The following is a 21,009-nucleotide window of genomic DNA, read 5'->3' on the forward strand; positions in this document are numbered from 1 at the left end:
TAAATGATTTTTACTTCCTCTTCTTTCTTGATAAAAGTGTTCCTTCCTACACTTTCATCATGGTTACACTTTTGACTATTGATGGTATTGGCTTTAAAAGGACTGTCCTTTGCTAAAGGAGTTAATATGCTTTCAGGAAAGAAAACGACGCTAGTATTCTCAATGTTATTTGTCACTTTTTCTTCATATGCAGATAATTTCCCTAAACTGAATCAGGCGTTGCCATCAGGAATTGATGCGCGAGCAATTTCGCCTGTATTTGACTTTGATTCGGATGGCTGCCTTCCCAGCGCGGGAATCAGTCGTAATGGCGTGCAGAACGGCGGGTTGAAACCATCAGGAAATATAACGGGTGGGTGCCGGTGGAGTAATTTTCTCGATTCGTCAAATACATTGCACCGATACGCCTGTGTGAATTCTGGTGGTTCTCGCTATTGTGGTAGCTTCTATGCACTCTATTTTTTAAAAGACCAGATACTCAATGGTGTCAATTCAGGGCATCGCCATGATTGGGAGCATGTCGCAATCTGGACTAAAAATGGTGTGGTGACGCATGGTAGCTACAGTGCACATGGCAAGTTAACGACCAAAGATGCGTCGAGTATCGACAAGCAGGATGGTCATCTGAAATTTGTTTATCACAAAGATGGCGCATTAACCCATGCTTTCCGTTTTTCTAAAACGAATGAACAAGCGGAAAACCCGTATGGAAAATTTGTCACGCCAGATATTATCAGCTGGTACTCAATGTATGGTGACGGCATTAATAATCAAGAGTTGCGTAACCGATTAAATTCGTTTAACTATGATTCAGCCTCAATTCCTCTTAAAGACGGTAATTTCCTAACTAACCTGAATAATGGCCGCCCGGCTGGTTACCCAGAATTTACCGATGCGAGTATAACGGCATCGAAATAATCATGATAAGAGAGGTATGGCCAATCATACCTCTCTCTATTGTGGGGTATTCTCCTATTTTTCGCTTCTCGATGTATTGAAACCTTTTAATGTTGGCTTCTCATTACTGATTGGGGACGTAATGCATGAGGAATAGCGTCGGAGAAATAGCGGACAGGAAAGATATTTACCCTACGAAGGGGATGACACTCTAAAATTATAGTAAACGTTGGCTGCGTTTCATCTTTAATTCACTATCAGTACTATCAATGATCTTAAAACCTAAGCGTTGGTAGAGCGTTATTGCCCTGTTGCCTTTTAAAACACTCAGAGTAACCGAGACGTTGGCTTCATCCGCCTGCTGCAAAAATCTGTTTAATAGCCATTCTGCAATACCCTGACCTTGATAAGTTGGCAAAATCTGGATTTGTATAATGGCCCACTCATTGACGCCTTTGTGTTGTTTGAATAACCCAATAGGCTTAGATCCCATCAGCACAATATAGGCGTCGTTATAATGATATTTGATTCGCTGCCAGTGCGCCGAATCATCAGCAATAACGCCAGCTTTTTGAAGATGTTCATCCATCGTCGCGCGGCGAAGTTCGAACAGGAATCCTTCATCCTCCGACGTAGCCAGACGAAGTGTGATATCGCGCCATTCCATATAATCTCCGTATCGCTAGATGAACATTGTGTGAGTATTCCCTTACATATTGACAAAATCAGAGAGTTATCATCAAATAATCTTCAGGAATACAGATAAATCAAGGAAGTAAGTATGAGGTTTTTAGGGTTAACGTTGCTCTGTTGCGCTGTTCTTTTCTCGCCACTTTCCTTTGCTGTCGATGTATCTAAAGTTTATGGAAGAATTCAAATTGTTGATTCGTTTCCAGACTATAAGGTACAGATTGTCAACGCGCACGAACACCTAAGAGTAGAAAAAGTTACCGCGTTCGCTAACCGAGCAGGGAAATGGGAAATTGTTGATAACTTTCCTGATTTTAAGATTCAGATTGTCGACTTTCACCCTGACTTCAAAATTAGACTCGTCGATAATTTCCCCGGTCCAACTCGATGATAAGCGGCGTTCTTATGCAGATGTGGATACAGCATCGTCGTTTTTAGCCGACGATATATATCACTTAACTTTATGATTTAGTAAGGAAAATAGGGGGTTGTTGAATACTTCGAGACGTGTGAATGGTGTCCCCGACTGGAATCGAACCAGTAACTAGCCCTTAGGAGGGGCTTGTTATATCCGTTTAACTACGGGGACGTGAAGCGCAGCCATTATACGCATTTTTGCTCTGAGAATAAGCACTTAACGGCGCGTTTGCTCAAAGTGTCGGCAATCAGCGTTTCTGTCGGTGTTCTTTTTCATCATGCTCATACGCCTTTTGGCGTTTGGCGTGAGATGAACCGTTCATGTCGTTGCGAATTTGCGCATGGCTGATGAGTGCGAAAATAAAAGTGCCGCCGATAATATTCCCCGCCAGCGTGGGTAAGGCAAACGGCCAGATGAACGCCTGCCAGGGGATGTGGCCAATAAACGCAAGATAGAAAATTTCTGAGGCACCAGCCACGATGTGGGTGAGGTCACTGAAAGCAATCATCCAGGTCATGATGATGATAATCCACAGTTTGGCAGAGTAAGCACGGGGCAGCATCCAGACCATCGTGGCAATAATCCAGCCAGAAACAACGGCATTGGCGAACATCTCTGTCGGTGAGTTCTTCATAACCTTCATGGCGATGTCGACTAACGCCTCCCGCGTTTCACCATCAAAAACGGGCATATAGGTGAAGGCGAGGGCAGCCAAGGCTGTCCCGATCAGGTTGCCTGTCAGCACGATGAACCATAATCGACCAAGCAGATAGAAATTGCTGCGTGTTGGCTTATGCATGATAGGAAGCACCGCTGTAACCGTGTTTTCGGTAAACAGTTGCTGGCGCGCCATAATGACAATTACAAAGCCGATGGTGTAACCGAAGCACTCCAACAAAAAGCTGCCGGGCACGCCAACCAGATGGTTGTGGAGCATGCCGACCGCCATAAATGATGTTCCCATGGAGATTCCCGCCGCAATCGCCGACCACAATAACGCCATCGCATCGCGTTCCAGCTCCTTTTGTCCTTCCTGACGAATCTCTTCATGGATCGCGGCGGCAGGGGAGGGTAAATGTTCTTCGTCAATATTGATCGCTTTTCCCTGCGTGCTTTCTTCACTCTCTACCGCAACGTCGTTTTCTTTCTCTTGTCGGGTCTGCCTGGATTTTGAAGATGGGTTCATGGCGATCCTCTCGGCGATTGGGCTGATTGGCGCTTGGGTAATGACGCAGAAATTGCGGGTGTGAGTACGACAACCCCGATGATAAGCGTAGTCAGTTTTTACAACATGGGATGCCACCACGTGACTCACTGATTTAATCTGGCAGTGCTATGCTGTGAGAGGAACAATAAAATACCGTGCTGTTGCCCACGCTGGATCGCGTTTCGTAACGACAGCGCGCGCTGTCCCCATAAGAAAAAATGGCAAACCTCTGAAAATGTAGTAATGCGTAAGCCAACGTAGCGATAGATCAATAAAATGTTACACTGTTGGCCGATATCCCGTCCTTGTTGCTCAGCCTGATAGGCTGGAGTTGATACTTGGAATACCCATTTTCGGTCGCGGGTATATACCCTAAATAATTCGCGTTGCGGGCAGGCGGTAAGTGAAGGAATCCCGATGAGCTTACTCAAGTAAGTGATTCGGGTGAGTGAACGCAGCCAACGCACGTGCAGCTTGAAGTATGACGGGTATAGCACACTATAAATCAGGGAGAACAGATATGAATTACCGCCTGAGTGGGGTGGTGTTTGCCAGCGTGTTACTCATCGGCTGCGCCAGTTCCGGGGATCGCGCTCAAGAAGGACGTTCTGATCCGCTTGAAGGCTTTAACCGTACCATGTTCAACTTCAACTACGACGTGCTGGATCCTTACGTGGTACGTCCGGCGGCTGTTGCCTGGCGCGATTATGTGCCGACGCCCGCGCGTAACGGACTGGGGAACTTCTTCAGCAACCTGGAAGAGCCTGCGACGATGGTGAACTACTTCGTTGAAGGTAAACCGTATAAAGCGATGATTCACTTTAACCGCTTCTTCCTGAATACCTTGCTCGGGATGGGCGGTCTGATTGACGTGGCATCGATGGCGAATCCTAAACTGGCGAAAGAAGAGTCTCGCCGTTTTGGCAGTACGCTCGGTAATTATGGTGTAGGGTACGGGCCTTATCTGGTCGTGCCTGGCTACGGTAGCGTGACACCGCGTGAAGATGGCGGTGGCGTAGTGGATACGTTGTATCCGATGCTGAGCTATCTGACGTTCTGGATGTCAGCGGGCAAGTGGGCTATCGAAGGGCTGGAAACGCGAGCACAGCTGTTGGATTCCGATGGCTTACTGCGTAATTCTTCCGATCCTTACCTGATGATACGTGAAGCCTATTTCCAGCGGCACGATTTCCTCGCTAGTGATGGGCAAATCACCCCGCAGCAGAATCCGAATGCTGCCGCGATTGAAGACTCGCTCGACGAGATCGATTCAGCGAAATAGTGTTGTATATTGTCACGCATTTCAAAGGCACCTGCGGGTGCCTTTTGTTTTTATAAAATACGGCTAAACTTAGTTTTACCATGATGATTCTGTGGTTTGTTTCTTAAAAGTTATTACTTTGTTGTTCATTTATTTACTTACTAAAATTTATTTCCTCCCGTCAGATAACAATAATGTAACGTCATTAACCGGTACGGATGATCATCATGGCTGAAATGTGTCAGCGTGCTGATTTTTTTGTTAGCAAAGTGATTAACAAAAGGGTCATAACAACGATGCTTTTTACTCATAGTGGTGCGCCCGCGTGTTAATGAATGCCTGGAATTCTATTTACCTGCACTTATAAAAATAGAGATATAAGCATGAAAAAACTACTTGCTATGTTCTTCTGCCTCAGCGTGGTGGTTAGCGCCCCACTGGCGATGGCTGAAGATGCTAAAACGACAGAGAAGACAACGGATGTGGTACTGATCGGCGGGGGCATTATGAGCTCTACGCTTGGCGTGTATTTACAGGAGCTGCAACCAGACTGGTCTATCGATATGGTTGAGCGTATGGATAACGTGGCGGAAGAGAGCTCTAACGGCTGGAATAATGCCGGTACGGGGCACTCTGCCTTCATGGAACTCAATTACACGCCGGATAACCCCGACGGCCCAATCAATATCAGCAAAGCGCTGGAAATCACCGAAGCGTTTGAAATTTCGCGCCAGTTTTGGTCCTATCAGGTGAAAAACGGCGTGCTGAATAATCCGCACGCTTTCATTAACAGTGTGCCGCATATCAGCTTTGTCTGGGGCGATGAAAACACCGCCTTCCTGAAGCATCGTTATGATGCGATGCAGCACAGTACGCTGTACCGTGGCATGGAGTTCTCTGACGATCCGAATACGATCAAAGAGTGGGTTCCGTTGGTGATGGAAGGTCGCGATCCAGCTCAGAAGATTGCCGCCACCCGTATGCCTATCGGTACCGACGTGAACTACGGTGAAATCACACGTCAGCTGGTTGGCGCGATGAAAACCAAGTCCAACTTTGCGCTGCACTTGAATTCAGAAGTCCGTGATATCAAACGTAATGCGGACAACACCTGGAGCGTGACTTACGCCGATCTGAAGAACGGTGAAAAAGAGAGCGTGATTAAGGCGAAGTTCGTCTTTATTGGTGCGGGTGGGGCGGCACTGCAACTATTGCAGAAATCCGGCATTCCTGAAGCCGATCTGTACGGTGGCTTCCCGGTTGGCGGCGAATTCCTGGTGACAGAAAACCCGGAAATCGTGAAACGCCACATGGCAAAAGTGTATGGCAAAGCCTCTGTAGGTGCGCCACCGATGTCCGTTCCGCATCTAGACACCCGTATTTTTGACGGCAAGCCAGTCCTGTTGTTCGGGCCGTTTGCCACCTTCTCCAGCAAGTTCCTGAAGAATGGTTCGCTGTGGGATCTGATCGGTTCCGTGACCTTCTCCAACGTGATGCCAATGACGCACGTCGGTCTGGATAACTTCGACCTGGTGAAATATCTGGTCGGTCAGGTCATGATGGATGACGACGATCGTTTCGCTTCGTTGCAGGAATACTTCCCAAATGCGAAGAAAGAAGACTGGAGACTGACGGTTGCAGGGCAGCGTGTTCAGGTTATCAAGAAAGATGATGATAAGGGCGGTGTGCTGAAGCTGGGTACTGAGATCGTCAGTTCGCAGGATGGCTCGATTGCTGCGCTGCTGGGCGCTTCCCCGGGTGCGTCTACCGCAGCGCCGATTATGCTGAGCCTGCTGGAAAAAGTGTTTAAAGATAAAGTCGCGACGCCGGAATGGCAGAGCAAGCTGAAAGAGATTGTTCCGTCTTATGGTCAGAAGTTGGACGGTAATATTGATATGACCAATAAAATCCGTAGTTACACCAGCAGCACGCTGGGGCTGGATTATATTGAGGTTAAGCCTGAGTAATCGGTATTAACCGGAAAGAACGATGTAAGGCCGCGAAAGCGGCCTTTTTTGTTGCTTCGCCCTGGTAGAACAGTGCAATAAAAAAGCAGGTAAGTTGCCTTACCTGCTTTTATGTAGAAACCCGTAGGTTATTTAGAACGCATAGTTGAAGTTCACGCCGTACAGCCAGGCCTTACCTTTAGAGCTGAAGTTGTAACTTGGAGAACCTGCTCTATCAGAGATAGGTTCGCTGATATCAACTTGCTTACCATGCATATAAGACACGCCAACATCAACAGACGCGTCTTTATTGAAAGCGTAGGTAGTGCCTGCGCTCAACCAGAAACGGTCCTGATCGGGGATAGAGATAGAACGTCTATCAGCTGGTACCGGGCTATCATCAAACGCGATACCGCTACGGAACGTCCAGTTATCGTCATGATAGTAGGTGGTGCCGAGTGCGATACGGTAGGCATCACGGAAGCCTTCCTCTTTCTGGAACAGCGTGTTACCACTGTTACCTGTCGCTTTCAATTCCTGGAAATGGCTCCAACTGGTGTAGGTCAGGCTGTAGTGAACTGCCCATTTCGGCGCTACACGGTGGTAGGCAGACGCTTCCCACATTTCTGGCAGATTGAGTGTTAATTGACCTGGTACTGTTGCACCATTGAGGGCACCAGGTCCAGCGGACCGTTGGTTACTGTAATCGCCATTGAAATCGATATCGACTTTGGAACGATAGGTCAGGCCGACGCGATTATTTTCATCCACTTCATACAGAATGCCAGCGTTCCAGCCGTATCCCCATTCTTTACCTTCCAGACGAGCCATCTCTGAAGATGGACCAGCAACGGCACCCTGAGCGCCACCCGCACCGGCAGGAACATTAGCCAGTTCACCAGCGCGCCGAATAAACTTGGCATCGGCATAAACCGCGTTAACCCCTAAACCAAAACTGAAATGTTGATTCAGGCGATACGCAGCGCTCAGGTTCAGGTTTGACGTCAACAGGTCGGTTTCTCCGCCGATAGAACCTGCTGCATAGTTATCATTAAATTTAGTCGCCAGACCATAGTTAGTGGTGGCAGATGCGCCAACCGCCCACTGCTCATTCAGTGGCATGATGAAATGCAGGTTCGGCACCCAGGCGTGCGGTGCAATATTTTTGGCGCTGGTATCTTGTCCTGTCAGGGAATTTTTCCCCTGAACATCAATATCTGGATTGATATAGGTAACACCACCGGAGAACGATGGGCGGTCAAACATGGTCATGGTCGCCGGGTTACGGCTGCCAGAGGTCGCATTGTCGGCTACTGCACCTTCACCAGAAAACGCGCGTCCCAGACCAGATGATGAGTATTCATTAAGCTGGAAACCAGCCGCGGACACATTTGCTGAAAACAGGGCCACCGCAACAGCAATTGTGGATTGTTTGAACAGGTTTTTCTGGCTCATGACCAAAACCTCTTTATATGCTTGTTATTTAACTTTGTTACACGGAGTAACAAGGGACGCGCATTGTAGGGGGCGCACTCAGCCTGACAAATCAGACCAGTTGGCAAAGTATAAGTTGGGAATACGATAATGTTGCGTCGGTGTGTTCAAAATATTTCCAAAATGATGCAAAATTTAGATCTGCTTAACGTTTTGGTTAATTTGTGTGAGGAAATATTACTCAGCTTTCACTGCCCGATAACACCTTAATGTGACTGATATCACTAAAATTACCGGTTGGCATGAAGTGCTGGTACTGCTTTGGGGTGAGGGAGTAAAATGTAAGGAAGATAAAAATTTTTGAACTGGATCATATCTCCCGCGTTTTAAGAGGAAAGCATCATGACGAACGTAATCAACAAATGCAGTGCTGAAGAAACCGCAGCCTGCTGCTGTGTCGATGTCGGCACAATCATGGATAACACGGATTGCACCGCATCTTACAGCAAAGTGTTCGGCGATCGTTCTGACGCGGAAGCGACATTAGCGGCCCTGACGGAAAAAGCGCGAGCGGTAGAGTCTGAACCTTGCGAAATCACCAGCACGTTGGAAGACGTAGACGGCGGCGTTAAGCTGGACATTAATTTTACGTTCAGCTGTCAGGCTGAAACGATGATTTTCCAGCTCGGCCTGCGTTAATTTTTGTGTTAGCAGGAGCCCTTTCGCGGCTCCTGTTTATTGCTTCCTTTCCCTAGCGTATCGCCTGACCTCTTTTTTCTCTTCTCTTTTTGCCGTTTCTTCATCTTTGTTCGCCGCTACTGGCATGCTCTTCACACTTTTATGTTGCGTGGCTTTGCGTAATGTAACTATCTGGTTAACAATGAAATCAGGTCTGACCTGTTGTGCGCGTACTTTATTTTCGGTTAACAGGAGCGTTTATGAGCGAGGTATTACCTCTGATAACCCGCCGTGGCGATCGCATTGCGTTCGTGAGCGGATTACGCACCCCATTTGCCCGGCAGGCAACGGCCTATCATGGCGTACCTGCCATCGAATTAGGGAAGCTTGTCACCAGTGAGTTACTGGTTCGAACGGGTATCGATCCTGAGCTGATCGAGCTATTGGTGTTCGGGCAGGTGGTCCAAATGCCTGAAGCGCCGAATATCGCCAGAGAGATCGTGCTCGGCACGGGCATGAGCGTGCATACCGATGCGTATAGTGTTTCCCGCGCCTGTGCTACCAGCTTTCAGGCTGTCGCTAATGTGGCGGAAAGCATTATGGCGGGGACGGTGGAAGTCGGTATTGCCGGGGGCGCGGATTCCTCTTCGGTGCTACCGATTGGGGTCAGTAAAGCGCTGGCCAGAACGCTGGTGGATATGAATAAGGCTCGAACGTTGGGCCAGAAGTTGAAGCTGTTAAGCGGCCTGCGTCCAAAAGACTTGCTCCCGGTTGCGCCCGCCGTAGCGGAGTATTCCACCGGGCTGCGTATGGGCGATACCGCAGAACAGATGGCAAAAACTTACGGCATCACGCGTCAAGAACAGGATGAACTGGCACATCGTTCGCACAAACTGGCAGCACAGGCCTGGGAATCTGGCGTGCTGCGGGATGAAGTGATGACGGCTTACGTTCCTCCTTATGAGAAGGCACTGAGTGAAGATAACAACGTGCGTCATGACTCCGCCATAGAGCAGTATTCCCGCTTACGTCCGGCGTTCGATCGTCGGCACGGTACGGTAACGGCGGCGAATAGCACACCGCTAACGGATGGTGCGGCAGCAGTCTTGATGATGAGTGAATCCAAGGCCAAAAGTCTGGGACTTACGCCACTAGGCTATCTGCGCAGCTATGCATTCAGCGCCATCGGTGTGCAGCGAGATATGTTGCTGGGGCCGGCATATGCTTCTCCACTTGCGCTGGCAAGGGCCGGTGTGACGTTGGCTGATCTAACGTTAATTGACATGCACGAAGCCTTTGCCGCCCAGACGCTGGCAAATCTGAAGCTGTTTGCCAGCGATGAGTTTGCTCGGAATCAATTGGGCAGAAACGCTGCGCTGGGCGAGGTGGATCGTGCCAAATTCAACGTGCTGGGTGGCTCCATTGCCTATGGGCATCCTTTTGCCGCCACTGGCGCGAGGATGATTACTCAAACGCTGAATGAACTGCGCCGTCGCGGTGGCGGGCTGGGGTTAACCACCGCCTGCGCGGCGGGCGGGTTGGGCGCGGCGATGGTACTGGAGGTGACGCCATGAACGATCAACAGCCTTTCTCCGTTACAGCATCACCTACAACGGAAAGCCCGTCTGCATTTTCCCTCACAATCCGGCCGGACAACATCGGTGTGATCAGTATTGATGTCCCCGGCGAGAAGGTGAACACGCTAAAAAGTGAATTTGCAGAACAAATTCTCTCGGTCTTCGAGCTGGCGCGGCAGCATGCGACGCTCAGAGGGCTAATTTTTATTTCCGCCAAGCCTGATTCGTTTATCGCTGGGGCGGATATCACCATGTTGAACCAGTGCAGTAGCGCCGAGCAGGCCGAAAATCTGGCGAAGCAAGGGCAGGAAACGTTTGATCAGATTGCCGCGCTGCCTTTCCCCGTGGTGGCTGCGATTCACGGTGCCTGTTTGGGCGGTGGGTTGGAGCTGGCATTAGCCTGCGACTATCGCGTTTGCTCGCTGGATGATAAGACGGTGCTGGGGCTACCGGAAGTGCAGCTTGGCCTCCTTCCTGGTTCAGGAGGAACGCAGCGTTTGCCACGCTTGATTGGTCTGGATAGCGCGCTGGATCTCATTCTGACTGGTCGCCATCTCCGTGCGAGTCAGGCGCTGCGGCAAGGGCTGGTGGATGAGGCAGTTCCACACGATATCCTGCTCGATACGGCAGTCGAGATTCTCAAAAAAGGCAAAAGGAAGGTGGTGCCGTTGGGCTGGCGTTCGCGTCTGCTGAGTAGCCCAGGCATTCGCCATTTGCTTTTCAAAATGGTGAAACGCAAGACCCGCGCGAAAACACATGGCAACTATCCTGCCACTGAAAAGATCATTCAGGTGGTACGCCGAGGAATAGAGAAAGGCCGTGAGGACGGGTATCGGCAGGAGGCGCGAGCGTTCGGTAAGCTGGTGATGACGCCGGAATCTGCCGCACTACGCCACCTGTTCTTTGCCTCGAATGCGTTAAAGAAAACTTCCGGCGCATCCTCTGACGCGAAGCCGATCCATCGTGTTGGCATTCTCGGTGGCGGGTTGATGGGAGGGGGAATCGCCAGTGTCACTGCGACGCGCGGGCAGTTGCCCGTTCGTATTAAAGATATCAATGAGCAGGGCATTAACCATGCGTTGAAGTACAACTGGCAATTGCTGACCAAGCGTGTTCAGAGCAAACGAATGAAGCCGACGGAGCGCCAGCGCTTGATGACGTTGATTTCTGGCAGTACGGACTATCGTGGTTTTGAACATGCGGATATCGTCATTGAAGCGGTTTTTGAAGATCTGGCGCTGAAGCGGCAGATGGTGGCGGAGATTGAAGATCATGCCGCGCCGCACACTATTTTCGCGTCAAATACCTCCTCGTTGCCGATCCATCAGATCGCGGAGGGCGCGCGCCATCCCCAGCAGATTGTTGGTCTGCACTATTTTAGCCCGGTAGATAAAATGCCGTTGGTAGAGGTCATTCCCCATGCGCACACCAGCGCGGAGACGGTTGCGACGACGGTTTCCCTAGCGAGAAAGCAGGGGAAAATTGCGATCGTCGTGAGCGACAGCGCGGGTTTCTATGTGAATCGCATATTGGCGCCTTACATCAACGAAGCGGCTTACTGCCTGCTGGAAGGGGAGCCGATTGAATCGATTGACTCTGCGCTGGTGCGTTTTGGCTTCCCCGTTGGCCCGCTCGCGCTGCTGGATGAAGTCGGTATTGATGTCGCGACCAAAATTGTTCCGGTACTGAGTGAAGAACTCGGCGATCGCTTTACCTCCCCGCCAGCGTTTGATGCGATCCTGAAAGACGGGCGTAAAGGGCGCAAGAATGGCAAAGGATTCTACCGATACAATAAAACGCGCCGTTTCTGGCACACGGGGAAAGAAGTCGACAGCTCGGTTTATCCGCTGTTGGATGTGACGCCGAAGGCGCATCTCGATCCTGCATTAATCAGCCAGCGTGCCGTGATGATGATGTTGAATGAGGCGGCGCGTTGTCTGGATGAAGGCGTGATTCAATGCGCTCGTGACGGTGATATCGGCGCAGTATTTGGTATTGGCTTCCCACCTTTCCTCGGCGGCCCATTCCACTATATGGATCGTCTGGGGATGGAAACGGTAGTGAAGACGCTATTGGTACTGCAACAACAGTATGGCGATCGGTTCGCACCCTGCGAACGTTTGCTCACGATGCGGGAAGGCCAGCGGACGTTCTATCCGCCAGCCGATGAAGACAGTAGCACTAGTTGATCGTGACGTTAATCGTGACGGTATCTTTATATGCGCCCTCCGGTTTACTGGCCTGGCTGGCGTTAATGCGGGCGGTGTACGGGATACTCTGCGTAATCCCCGTTCCCGCTCCGCTATAATCGTTAGTCTCGGTCCAGGCGACGTTTCCGGTACGGTAGAGCTGGTATTGCAAGTAGTAAGACGTACTGTTAACGGTTGCCGTCATTCTGCGCCAGTTGGCATCGTCGGGATGGTTACTGACGAGTTTGACGGTATACGCACCCAATAGCGTACAGCGAACGCCAAGGCTATTATTGACCGCCGCGAAATCTGCAGGAAACGCCGCAACACCAAAGCTGATATTCGGCGCGCTGGTGATCTGGCAATCATTGGTGATGGTCATGGTGATATTGAGAGTTGAGGTCGTTGATCCTTCATCGTAAACGCAGAGGCCTAATGCACCCAGCGCACAAAGTCGGTAATCCCATTTGATGGTCACTGTGTCGGTGTAAGTCCCCGCGGAAATGTTGTTGCCTATACTGGTGCGGATATAGATCGGCATCGTGCCGTCAGTGGAGTTGAACAGGCCCAATATGTCCAGAAAGGTCGTCCGAGTCCACGTGTAGGTTGAGTTGATGTTATAGAGTGTACCGCAGCCAGAATCCATGCACAGGCTGTAGGGAACATAGTCTGTACTTGTCCCCCGGCGCATCCGCATGGTGGTGCCGCTGGGGTTGCTATCACTCTGTATTGTGGCGGTGATGGTATTGGTACTGGCTAAACTCAACACACTCCCCGTGCAGCGAAACCCACTTCCCGATGCCACGATCTGTGGCGTACCGTTAACGCCGACCACTGAAGAGCCATAAGGCCCCAACGGGGTATTACTGGGCGGCGTTGTACAGGCTGCATAGCTAAAAGGCGCGTAATACAACCCCATCAGCAGGAAGGCCAAATGTAGCCAACGGGCGGCCCGCCGATTGGTGGCGAAGAGTTGCTGGATCTGCGGTATCGGGGTCAGCATCGTTTTATCCTTTTGAGTCAGTCTGGCAGGTAAGCGGGCCGATGGTTGCCATCATGGTCTGTGATTCTGGCAGTGAGAACGCCACGCGGCAAAGCCGTCCATCTTCTTGTTTAAAGCGTAAGCGGTTAGAGGTTCCCAGATTGGCGAAGTAAGCAAGGCCATCGTAACCGCTTATCGTGGTGTCGCCGCTGGTTTCGTCTGTTATCCAGGTGCCAATGGTGAGCGGGTTACCATCCGTATTGCGCAATCGGATGTTGGCGGATCGCACGGCATGAACAGGGAATTTTACGACAGTGCCGCTGCCTTCTTTTACCGCCACGCGTGATTCCACCTGTGGGGTAGTGACATTGGCTGGCAGTTGTAACGTATCGATTTCCACTTTCGCGGGGTAATTGGACACGACCCACGGTACGAGTAAATGGCCGCGTTTATTGGTTTTCCCCACCAACTGATTTTCATATTTTACCGGTACGTCGGGGTATCCCTCGGTATCGACAACAATAAAGGCGTCGTTGATGCGGTTACTGGGGAAAAGTCCCCCGTTCATGTAGATCAGTGAACCGCTCAGTTCACCCCACTGTGTCGTACTCCCTTCATTGCCATAGGCTCCGCCAGCTAGCATGGCATAGGGGCCGCGCCAGTTCAGAGAGCCTTGATGATAAGGATTTTTGCCCGCACCGTATGCGGCGTTCCAGCCGAATCCGCCTTCTGTCGGCGCGGTACGGTTCACTCCGACACGCGGGGAGTAATCGCCATTGTTGTCGCGCTGAACACCGGCATTGACGTTGCCGTTGTTACCAAAAGGCATCACAAACTGGAGTTGGGCGCTGTAGCCGTTCTCCCCCAGCGCTTTGTTAAAGGCGAGGTAGATAGAACTGCCTTGCCAGATCTGTCGACTGAAAGAGAGATTCAGCAGCCGGGTTCGAGTTGAATCGTAGGCACGAATATCGAAATAACCCACGCCGAACGAACCATTGCCTTCACCGAAGATTTGGCTGCTGATCGTTGCCTGATTGCTTTCCCGACTGAGGCGGCCTTCCGTGAGCGCGGCCGTTAAATCGCGGTATTCTTCACTGCGTTTGGCATGTTGAACGCTCAGGCCGAATGCAGAGGTGTAGTAGGAGTAGCCTGCGGTGTATTGGTGTCCGGTGGTTTCTTTTTCGCTCTGACTGTAGGACGAACTCAGTGTTCCCCAGCGCCCTAGGGTAAAATCCGCCCCTGCGCCAAGCAGATACAAATCCTTCACGGCTTCGCCATGCGCCGACACCGTCAGCTTATTGGTCAACCCGTATCGATAGATGCCACTGACGGCCGGATCGTCAGTATAGGAATTATTCTGTATGGCATAGTCCTGACGTAAAACGCCAACGGACAGATCGAAATCGCTTAATCCCTCTCTCAGCAATACGTTGGAGACGTAAAAAGGGATCGTGGTGGAAATCTGCCGCCCCTGAGCGTCCGTAGTAATGACGGTCGCTTCCCCTGCACCGTTCAGATAAGGCGTATTCGTGAGAGTGAAAGGGCCTGCATTCAGGTTGGTGCTGTTCGCTTTATAGCCGTTGATAAACAGATCCAGCGTGCTGGGGACGGCGGCCGTGCCGGTATATTGCAACATCGGATAGGTCACAATGTCTGGGCGAAGGCCGAAATTGCGAGCGATGCGCAGGCCGCCCATACGCACTGAGTTGCTCCACGTCAGAGAGTTGCTAATCAGATCGCCAACCTGATAAGTGATCATGCGGTCGTTATCGTTGTAGCGCCAATAGGTATCGAAACGCCGATAGCCATCTTGCTGAGAAGTATTGCTACCCGAGGTAAAATAGTAGACGCCCGTATTGGATAAGGTTCCGTAGGGGCTAAAAAAGCGCTGCTCCATCCAACTGTTGAGTGAATCCGAATTGCCGCGGGGTGAGGTGTAATACAGGTTATAGTTGAACAATAAACCAGGACTGCTGCGGGCTGGGAAACGTGCCATGTCTTGCCCTCCGCCTTCAACGGATTGCTCGGGTAGCCAGGGCATGGGCACGGTGAGCTTTAGCTGCTGTATGGCCTGATCGTAATCGGCGGTAACCTCTGGCAGCGCGCTGACATTGACGAGCCCCGTGCTTTGGTCCGGTAGGCGGATGTGATTTGAACGCAGCGTTGCTGCATCCACATAATAGTTTCCTGCACGATAGGTGACAGGGACAACCGCGTTATCACTCTGCCCGTTAACAGAAAGCGTTAAATAGTAAACGGATTCACTGACCGAGGGCATGGCGCGGGGAGGGGCGGGAAGATCGGTATAGTCTTCCGCGAAAATCGTCGCAGAATACAGCAGCGCAAATGGGGCATACATGAGCAGGGGCAAGACACCTGCGTTGATCTTCATGCCTGACCTCACCATGACTGCACTGTCAATAAACACGCCTCTGTCGTTAACCGCTCCATCATTCGCGTTTAATCAATATGGGATCGGTGATGTCGATCAGGTGGGTGAAGAGCTGCATCGCCGCACCCGGTGTGGACACGCCTGCGGGCAGTGGCCAGCGCATCTCTTGCCCTGGTAACACATAGCCTAAAAAGCCGTTAGTTAACGTTGTCCGACTCCCTTTCCCACTTTGGTCGGCGGACCAATAGACGTTACTCAGGCGGGCATGTACTACGCCTCGGTTACGGACATAAAGATAGTTTTTCCCGCCAACTGCGCTGACTCGCCAACTGAGCACGGGCAGCGTTGGTTCGGTGTTGGTGCGTCGTTTATCGGGGCGAGTATGTGTCCAGACGCCTTGACCATCAAGGAACAAGGGCAGTAGATAACGCATCTGAAATTGCAGCCCCATCTGCGGGGTATCTTGTTGGTAGGGGGTGGAAATCTCATCAACGATGATGCGGTAAGCTTGCTCAGTATTAGCGGGGGCTGGGTTGACGCGAATCAGGCGTACCATATTGCGCTTACCTGGTTCCAGCGTCATGAACGGCGGTGTGGCAATCACGTTACTTTGTTCGGCATAACGATCCTGAAAGTCTATTTGCTTCCAGGACATGATGCGGATTTGTAAACCGACGGGCGCGGTACCTTTGTTTTCCAACCATAGCGCTGAACTGTTCTCATCTGATTCAATGACCTGATAAATCGGCCAAACGAGAATAGAACTGGCGGCAAAGCAAGATAAGCTGATACCACTTAACAAAAAGACCATTGCCCGAATAAAAAACGTTATTTTCCTTTTCATCCTGTATTTATCCCGTTTTATTTTAATAAGTCAGGCTGACGGTCACGTTATCGGTATAAATCCCCGCTGGAGGCAGAGGCGTGCCGCCAAAATAGCGGGCATAAACGGTGTAAGTCTGAGTAGTAGTCGGAAAAGAGACGATACTGAGCGCCAGACCTCCCGTTCCCCATACCTGCGTGCGGGCGGCATCGCGGTAAAGCTGGTAGGCCAACAGCCGCGTTCCTGCCGCATTTTTCAGATAACGCTGTGCACTGCTGCCGCCATTGGCACCGTAGTCCAGCTCAATGGTGGCGTTAATGCCAGGTGTGCAGGTGGCGATAATCGATCCGCCTCCGCTTGCGCTGGCAACATCCACGTTGGTCGCGGTGGCGCTGCGCGTCCCGAAATTAAGCGTACCCATATTGGGTTGACTGCTTGCCGTGCTGGTGCCAAACACACAGCCCTTTTGTATCGTTGCTGTGACATCGAATGTGCTGCTGACCGTGAGCGCCATCGTCACCGTAGGGACAAGGGTGCCAAACAGCATGAGTGATGAAATTAATGCTGACGGAGAACGCATCGCGATACCGATGGCTACTTAGCCTGAACCGCGGTATGGGACATATTCGGAGTCGCCTGCAGGGAGTAGGCAGTAAACACGGCACCGTGTATGAGATGTAGTGACATAACGACTCCTTTTCTTGTGGGTCAGCGACCCTAAAAAGGCCGACATGCGAGCATGCCAGCCTGTAAAAAATTACCATTCGATCGTTGCAGTGACAGTGTCGGTATAAGTGCCCGCTGTCGGTGATAGAACGGTTTGATCTGCTGGCAGGATACGTGCGTAAACCGGAACCAACTGCGGGTTGCCCGTTGCAGTAATGGCAATACCACTTCCACTATTGAGTGGTATCTCGGTGGTACGTGTTGAGTCACTGTATAGACGATAAGGTACGTTATAGGTCCCTGTACCCGGTGCGAGTCTGCGTAACGATGCGGTATCGTTCGCACCCGCGCCAATGCGCAATGTTGCCGGTGTGCCGACAGAGCAACTGACCGTAATCCCGTTGCCACCGGCGCCGGTGACCAGACCGTCAATGTTGGCCGTCAGATCGGAATGGGAGCCAAAACTGATTGTTCCCCATGTGGTTCCGGCTCCACCCCCATTGTTGACCGTGCAGGCGGCAGTAATAACCAGTGATACGGGGATCTGACCATTAATCGTCACGCTGCTGGCTGTGGGAGAAAGGCCGAATGTGGTGAATAGTGTAGCCAGAATAGGTAATGTTATACGTTTAGAATTCATAACGATTCCTTTATATGCATCTGTATGCATCTCACATATTTTCATCGAAAGTGTTTTCACGAAAGTGTATTGATTCTCGCGAAAACTGCTCGTTACGAGTGACTATTACAAAAGAAATCATAACAAGCCGTTTTAATCAGTACGGCTATTTATATGGCATGGATTAACCGTTCGGGAAAAGATAAAATGTTTATTCTCTTTCCTAATTACCGGAACCACTGACACAAAAATGTCGCACTGCTGAAATATATATCGCTACTACTTTCAGTACTTTCCGTATGGTGAAAATAATTCTATAAAGGAAACGTGGAGCTAATTTTCTCTTCCATGGTGATGAATAATTTCTAGCATATAAAAATAACAGAGAGACTCCCCGACCTTTATCCTGAATTGCACGAGCATCCATAAATAGAAGAGCAATCTATTTTTATTATATGACGTTATATTCCGTATAATTACCTTGTTTATATCAAGTGAAGAACAAAAAAAACGCTATTTAAGATAAAGATAGAAGCAGAGTGGTTGTTTAACAATATTGCAAAATTGATATGTGTTAAAAGAGTGTAAGTTATCGGTTTTTGTATTATTTGTGGTGTTTTATGCTGATTTTTTGTTTTTAATCTGATTTTTAGTTAAATAAATTGATTTTATTGTAATTGATTATAATGTCCATCTTGAGTTTGTGGATATCTCTTTCTAAGACGATGTGTTCGGTTGGATGTCTTTAAACCTTTTATTTATCATGTAATTACTGAAGATGAGTGGGGGATGGATGTGCTTCATACAGAAACCCGATGTCAGGCGAGTTTATCAGGGCGCTAAACTCAGGTAACCTACAGGGATAAAACAGGTTAGACCCTACATAATTCGAGTTGCAGGCGCAGGATAATGCATGCCTATGTAGCTTGGCTTATAGAAGATATATCATATATTTCATTAACATAGCGGTGTAATATGCAAGTGTTGATAATGCGTCATGGTGATGCGGTACTTGATGCAGCGAGTGATGCTGTCCGGCCATTAAGCGACGGTGGTCGTGATGAATCTCGTCAGATGGCGTGTTGGTTGAATGAGCAAAATATCGATATTGAGCGCGTTCTGGTGAGTCCTTATTTACGCGCCCAGCAAACGCTCGACGTGGTGAAAAAAGCGCTGCCTTTGCCGGAAGAAGCGGATTGCCTCAATGAACTGACGCCCGGCGGCGATGCTCAGCTTGTCAGCTATTATCTGCAAACGCTGGCGAGAGAAGGTGTTGGGGCGGTTCTGGTTGTTTCGCATCTGCCGCTGGTGGGCTATCTGGTTGCTGAATTATGCCTGAATGAAACGGCTCCAATGTTCGCCACCTCCGCTATCGCTTGTGTCAAGGTAGACATTGAATCCGGCAATGGGGTGCTGCACTGGCAAGTCAGCCCGGCACAACTGACGGCGAAACCCTGATTTCTCATTGAGAAACTCGATATTCATGCGGTATGAGGCGTGTAGCGTGCTGCACGCCTTGTCATGTTTGAAGTATGACGAAGATTACTCAAGCGAAGGCGCTTCCAGCGCAACCAGCACCAGCAGTGCTGCACTCCCACCAAATTCTTTCGGCGCCTGATGAAAAGCCAGGACGTCAGGGTGCTGTGCCAGCCAGAGCGGCGTTTGTTGCTTAAGAATATGTTTGCCGTGCCCGTGCATCACGCAGGTGCAGTAAACGTGCTCCCTGCGGCAGGCTGCCAGCAGCGCGCCCAACTCCTGTTTCGCTTGAAGCTGCGTCAGGCCGTGTAGATCCAGAAATAGCTCCGGTGAATAATCCCCACGTCGGAGTTTCTTCAATTCATAATGACTGGCGCCAGGGCGGACATAGCGCGTTGGACCTTCTGCATCCAACTGCGGCTGAAATTCATCGGAAAAATAAAAACTGGCATCGACCTGTTCTTGCAATGCCCGTTTTGCCGGCAATTCGCCTATTTTCCTGCGCAGCGGTTTGTGGGTATAGGTATCCTGACGCAACTTTTTTGTGCCAGTGATTGACGTGCGAAAAAGCTGCAATTCGTCGTCATTCAGCGAATATTTCTTACTCATCTTTCATTCATCTTGCGTCAACATTCGATCAGTTTACCTTGTCTCTCCGCTGTCGCTAAATAAAAGTCTGTATTGGGGCGCGTTCAGTCGGTTATATCTGCTGATTTGTCGCGGGCTTCATGGCAAACTAAGCGCCAATTTCCTAATTCAGAACTGTCTGCGGAGGACACCCTTGGACAAAATTTTCGTCGATGAGGCCGTCAGTGAACTTCATACCATTCAGGATATGTTGCGCTGGGCTGTCAGCCGGTTTAACGCAGCCAACGTCTATTACGGTCACGGAACGGATAATCCCTGGGATGAAGCTATACAGCTGGTATTGCCTAGCCTGTATCTGCCGCTCGATATTCCTGAAGATATGTACACGTCCCGTTTGATCACTAGCGAACGGCAGCGCATTGTTGAACGCGTGATCCGCCGCGTCAATGAACGTATCCCGGTCGCCTATCTGACCAACAAGGCTTGGTTCTGCGGCCTGGAATTCTATGTTGACGAACGCGTCCTGGTGCCGCGTTCTCCTATCGGTGAGTTGATCAATAACTACTTTGGTGAGCAATTGCCAAAAGCGCCAAACCTTATTCTGGATCTGTGCACGGGTAGCGGCTGTATTGCTATTGCCTGCGCTCAGGCGTTCCCAGAAGCGGAAGTCGATGCGGTGGATATCTCCAGCGATGCGCTGGCGGTGACCGAGCAAAATATTCAGCAGCACGAGCTGGAATACCGTGTGACGCCAATTCGCTCTGACCTGTTCCGCGATTTACCTGCGATTCGCTATGATCTGATTGTGACCAATCCACCGTATGTGGATGAAGAAGATATGTTCGATCTGCCGCAGGAATTCCGTTTCGAGCCTGAATTGGGGCTGGCGGCGGGCAACGACGGTCTGGATCTGGTTCGTCGTATTCTGGCCTGTGCGCCAGACTATCTTAGCGATGACGGCGTGCTGATTTGCGAAGTGGGTAACAGCATGGTGCACCTGATCGATCAATATCCAGAGATTCCGTTCACCTGGCTGGAGTTTGATAACGGCGGTGACGGCGTGTTTATGCTAACCCAATCACAGCTGATTGATTGCAAAGATCATTTTAGCGCTTACCGTGATTAAACGGTCATAACGATATTCATCAGCCTTACCGTTAGCGTCG

Annotated in this window: 17 protein-coding genes and 1 tRNA gene; 8 read left to right on the plus strand and 10 right to left on the minus strand. The window is 50.3% G+C overall.

Annotation, left to right across the window (positions count from 1 at the left end; translation table 11 throughout):
* The first annotated feature begins 126 nt into the window (after nucleotides 1-126).
* Nucleotides 127-918 (plus strand): NPP1 family protein, encoded by a 792-nt coding sequence (locus DUT67_RS07090; protein ID WP_113632253.1) that lies wholly within the window; start codon nucleotides 127-129, stop codon nucleotides 916-918.
* A 196-nt stretch (nucleotides 919-1,114) separates the two neighbouring features.
* Here the strand turns inward: DUT67_RS07090 and DUT67_RS07095 are convergent, their stop codons facing one another.
* The 3 genes from DUT67_RS07095 to DUT67_RS07105 all read right to left on the minus strand — a co-directional run bounded on the left by DUT67_RS07095 (nucleotide 1,115) and on the right by DUT67_RS07105 (nucleotide 3,191).
* A complete protein-coding gene (locus DUT67_RS07095) occupies nucleotides 1,115-1,564 on the minus strand; it encodes an N-acetyltransferase (RefSeq protein ID WP_113632252.1) in 450 nt (149 codons plus the stop codon).
* Between the two features lie 537 nt (nucleotides 1,565-2,101).
* Nucleotides 2,102-2,176 (minus strand) — tRNA-Arg (locus DUT67_RS07100).
* A gap of 76 nt (nucleotides 2,177-2,252) precedes the next feature.
* Nucleotides 2,253-3,191 (minus strand): formate/nitrite transporter family protein, encoded by a 939-nt coding sequence (locus tag DUT67_RS07105; protein WP_113632250.1) that lies wholly within the window; start codon nucleotides 3,189-3,191, stop codon nucleotides 2,253-2,255.
* 541 nt (nucleotides 3,192-3,732) lie between these two features.
* Between DUT67_RS07105 and mlaA the strand changes: the two genes are divergently transcribed.
* Together mlaA and mqo are read left to right on the plus strand one after the other, a co-directional pair.
* On the plus strand, nucleotides 3,733-4,494 hold the full coding sequence (mlaA, locus tag DUT67_RS07110; RefSeq protein ID WP_113632249.1) for a phospholipid-binding lipoprotein MlaA: 762 nt from the start codon (nucleotides 3,733-3,735) through the stop codon (nucleotides 4,492-4,494).
* Between the two features lie 362 nt (nucleotides 4,495-4,856).
* On the plus strand, nucleotides 4,857-6,440 hold the full coding sequence (mqo, locus tag DUT67_RS07115; protein ID WP_048261209.1) for a malate dehydrogenase (quinone): 1,584 nt from the start codon (nucleotides 4,857-4,859) through the stop codon (nucleotides 6,438-6,440).
* Between the two features lie 132 nt (nucleotides 6,441-6,572).
* On the opposite strand, the gene fadL is transcribed toward mqo, so the two are convergent.
* Nucleotides 6,573-7,874: a long-chain fatty acid transporter FadL gene (gene fadL / locus DUT67_RS07120; protein WP_048261207.1), complete on the minus strand. Its 1,302-nt coding sequence runs from the start codon at nucleotides 7,872-7,874 to the stop codon at nucleotides 6,573-6,575.
* 381 nt (nucleotides 7,875-8,255) lie between these two features.
* Here fadL and DUT67_RS07125 point away from each other — a divergent pair, with 381 nt between their 5' ends.
* The 3 genes from DUT67_RS07125 to fadJ all read left to right on the plus strand — a co-directional run bounded on the left by DUT67_RS07125 (nucleotide 8,256) and on the right by fadJ (nucleotide 12,297).
* Nucleotides 8,256-8,552: a YfcZ/YiiS family protein gene (locus DUT67_RS07125; protein WP_113632248.1), complete on the plus strand. Its 297-nt coding sequence runs from the start codon at nucleotides 8,256-8,258 to the stop codon at nucleotides 8,550-8,552.
* 239 nt (nucleotides 8,553-8,791) lie between these two features.
* Nucleotides 8,792-10,105 (plus strand): acetyl-CoA C-acyltransferase FadI, encoded by a 1,314-nt coding sequence (gene fadI / locus DUT67_RS07130; RefSeq protein ID WP_048261205.1) that lies wholly within the window; start codon nucleotides 8,792-8,794, stop codon nucleotides 10,103-10,105.
* The gene (fadJ, locus tag DUT67_RS07135) at nucleotides 10,102-12,297 is read left to right on the plus strand and encodes a fatty acid oxidation complex subunit alpha FadJ (protein ID WP_113632247.1); all 2,196 of its coding nucleotides are present in this window, start codon (nucleotides 10,102-10,104) and stop codon (nucleotides 12,295-12,297) included. Before fadI ends, fadJ begins: the two co-directional genes overlap by 4 nt.
* On the opposite strand, the gene DUT67_RS07140 is transcribed toward fadJ, so the two are convergent.
* The 5 genes from DUT67_RS07140 to DUT67_RS07160 form a co-directional block, all read right to left on the minus strand.
* Complete coding sequence (locus DUT67_RS07140) at nucleotides 12,290-13,300, minus strand: spore coat U domain-containing protein (protein WP_113632246.1); 1,011 nt, start codon at nucleotides 13,298-13,300, stop codon at nucleotides 12,290-12,292. The genes fadJ and DUT67_RS07140 overlap by 8 nt on opposite strands.
* Before the next feature lie 4 nt (nucleotides 13,301-13,304).
* Nucleotides 13,305-15,671, minus strand: a complete 2,367-nt coding sequence (locus DUT67_RS07145; RefSeq protein ID WP_113626557.1) for a fimbria/pilus outer membrane usher protein — start codon at nucleotides 15,669-15,671, stop codon at nucleotides 13,305-13,307.
* 58 nt (nucleotides 15,672-15,729) lie between these two features.
* Nucleotides 15,730-16,503: a molecular chaperone gene (locus DUT67_RS07150; RefSeq protein ID WP_113626659.1), complete on the minus strand. Its 774-nt coding sequence runs from the start codon at nucleotides 16,501-16,503 to the stop codon at nucleotides 15,730-15,732.
* Nucleotides 16,504-16,537: 34 nt separating this feature from the next.
* Complete coding sequence (locus DUT67_RS07155) at nucleotides 16,538-17,074, minus strand: spore coat U domain-containing protein (protein ID WP_113632245.1); 537 nt, start codon at nucleotides 17,072-17,074, stop codon at nucleotides 16,538-16,540.
* Between the two features lie 177 nt (nucleotides 17,075-17,251).
* Nucleotides 17,252-17,800 (minus strand): spore coat U domain-containing protein, encoded by a 549-nt coding sequence (locus DUT67_RS07160; RefSeq protein WP_113626658.1) that lies wholly within the window; start codon nucleotides 17,798-17,800, stop codon nucleotides 17,252-17,254.
* 954 nt (nucleotides 17,801-18,754) lie between these two features.
* Between DUT67_RS07160 and sixA the strand changes: the two genes are divergently transcribed.
* Complete coding sequence (sixA, locus tag DUT67_RS07165; RefSeq protein WP_048261194.1) at nucleotides 18,755-19,237, plus strand: phosphohistidine phosphatase SixA; 483 nt, start codon at nucleotides 18,755-18,757, stop codon at nucleotides 19,235-19,237.
* Between the two features lie 84 nt (nucleotides 19,238-19,321).
* On the opposite strand, the gene smrB is transcribed toward sixA, so the two are convergent.
* Nucleotides 19,322-19,864, minus strand: a complete 543-nt coding sequence (gene smrB / locus DUT67_RS07170; RefSeq protein ID WP_048261193.1) for an endonuclease SmrB — start codon at nucleotides 19,862-19,864, stop codon at nucleotides 19,322-19,324.
* Nucleotides 19,865-20,036: 172 nt separating this feature from the next.
* On the opposite strand from smrB, the gene prmB reads away from it, so the two are divergent.
* A complete protein-coding gene (gene prmB, locus DUT67_RS07175) occupies nucleotides 20,037-20,969 on the plus strand; it encodes a 50S ribosomal protein L3 N(5)-glutamine methyltransferase (RefSeq protein WP_048261191.1) in 933 nt (310 codons plus the stop codon).
* Nucleotides 20,970-21,009 lie beyond the last annotated feature (40 nt).

The organism is Pectobacterium peruviense (genome assembly GCF_003312355.2).
GTDB lineage: Bacteria > Pseudomonadota > Gammaproteobacteria > Enterobacterales > Enterobacteriaceae > Pectobacterium > Pectobacterium peruviense.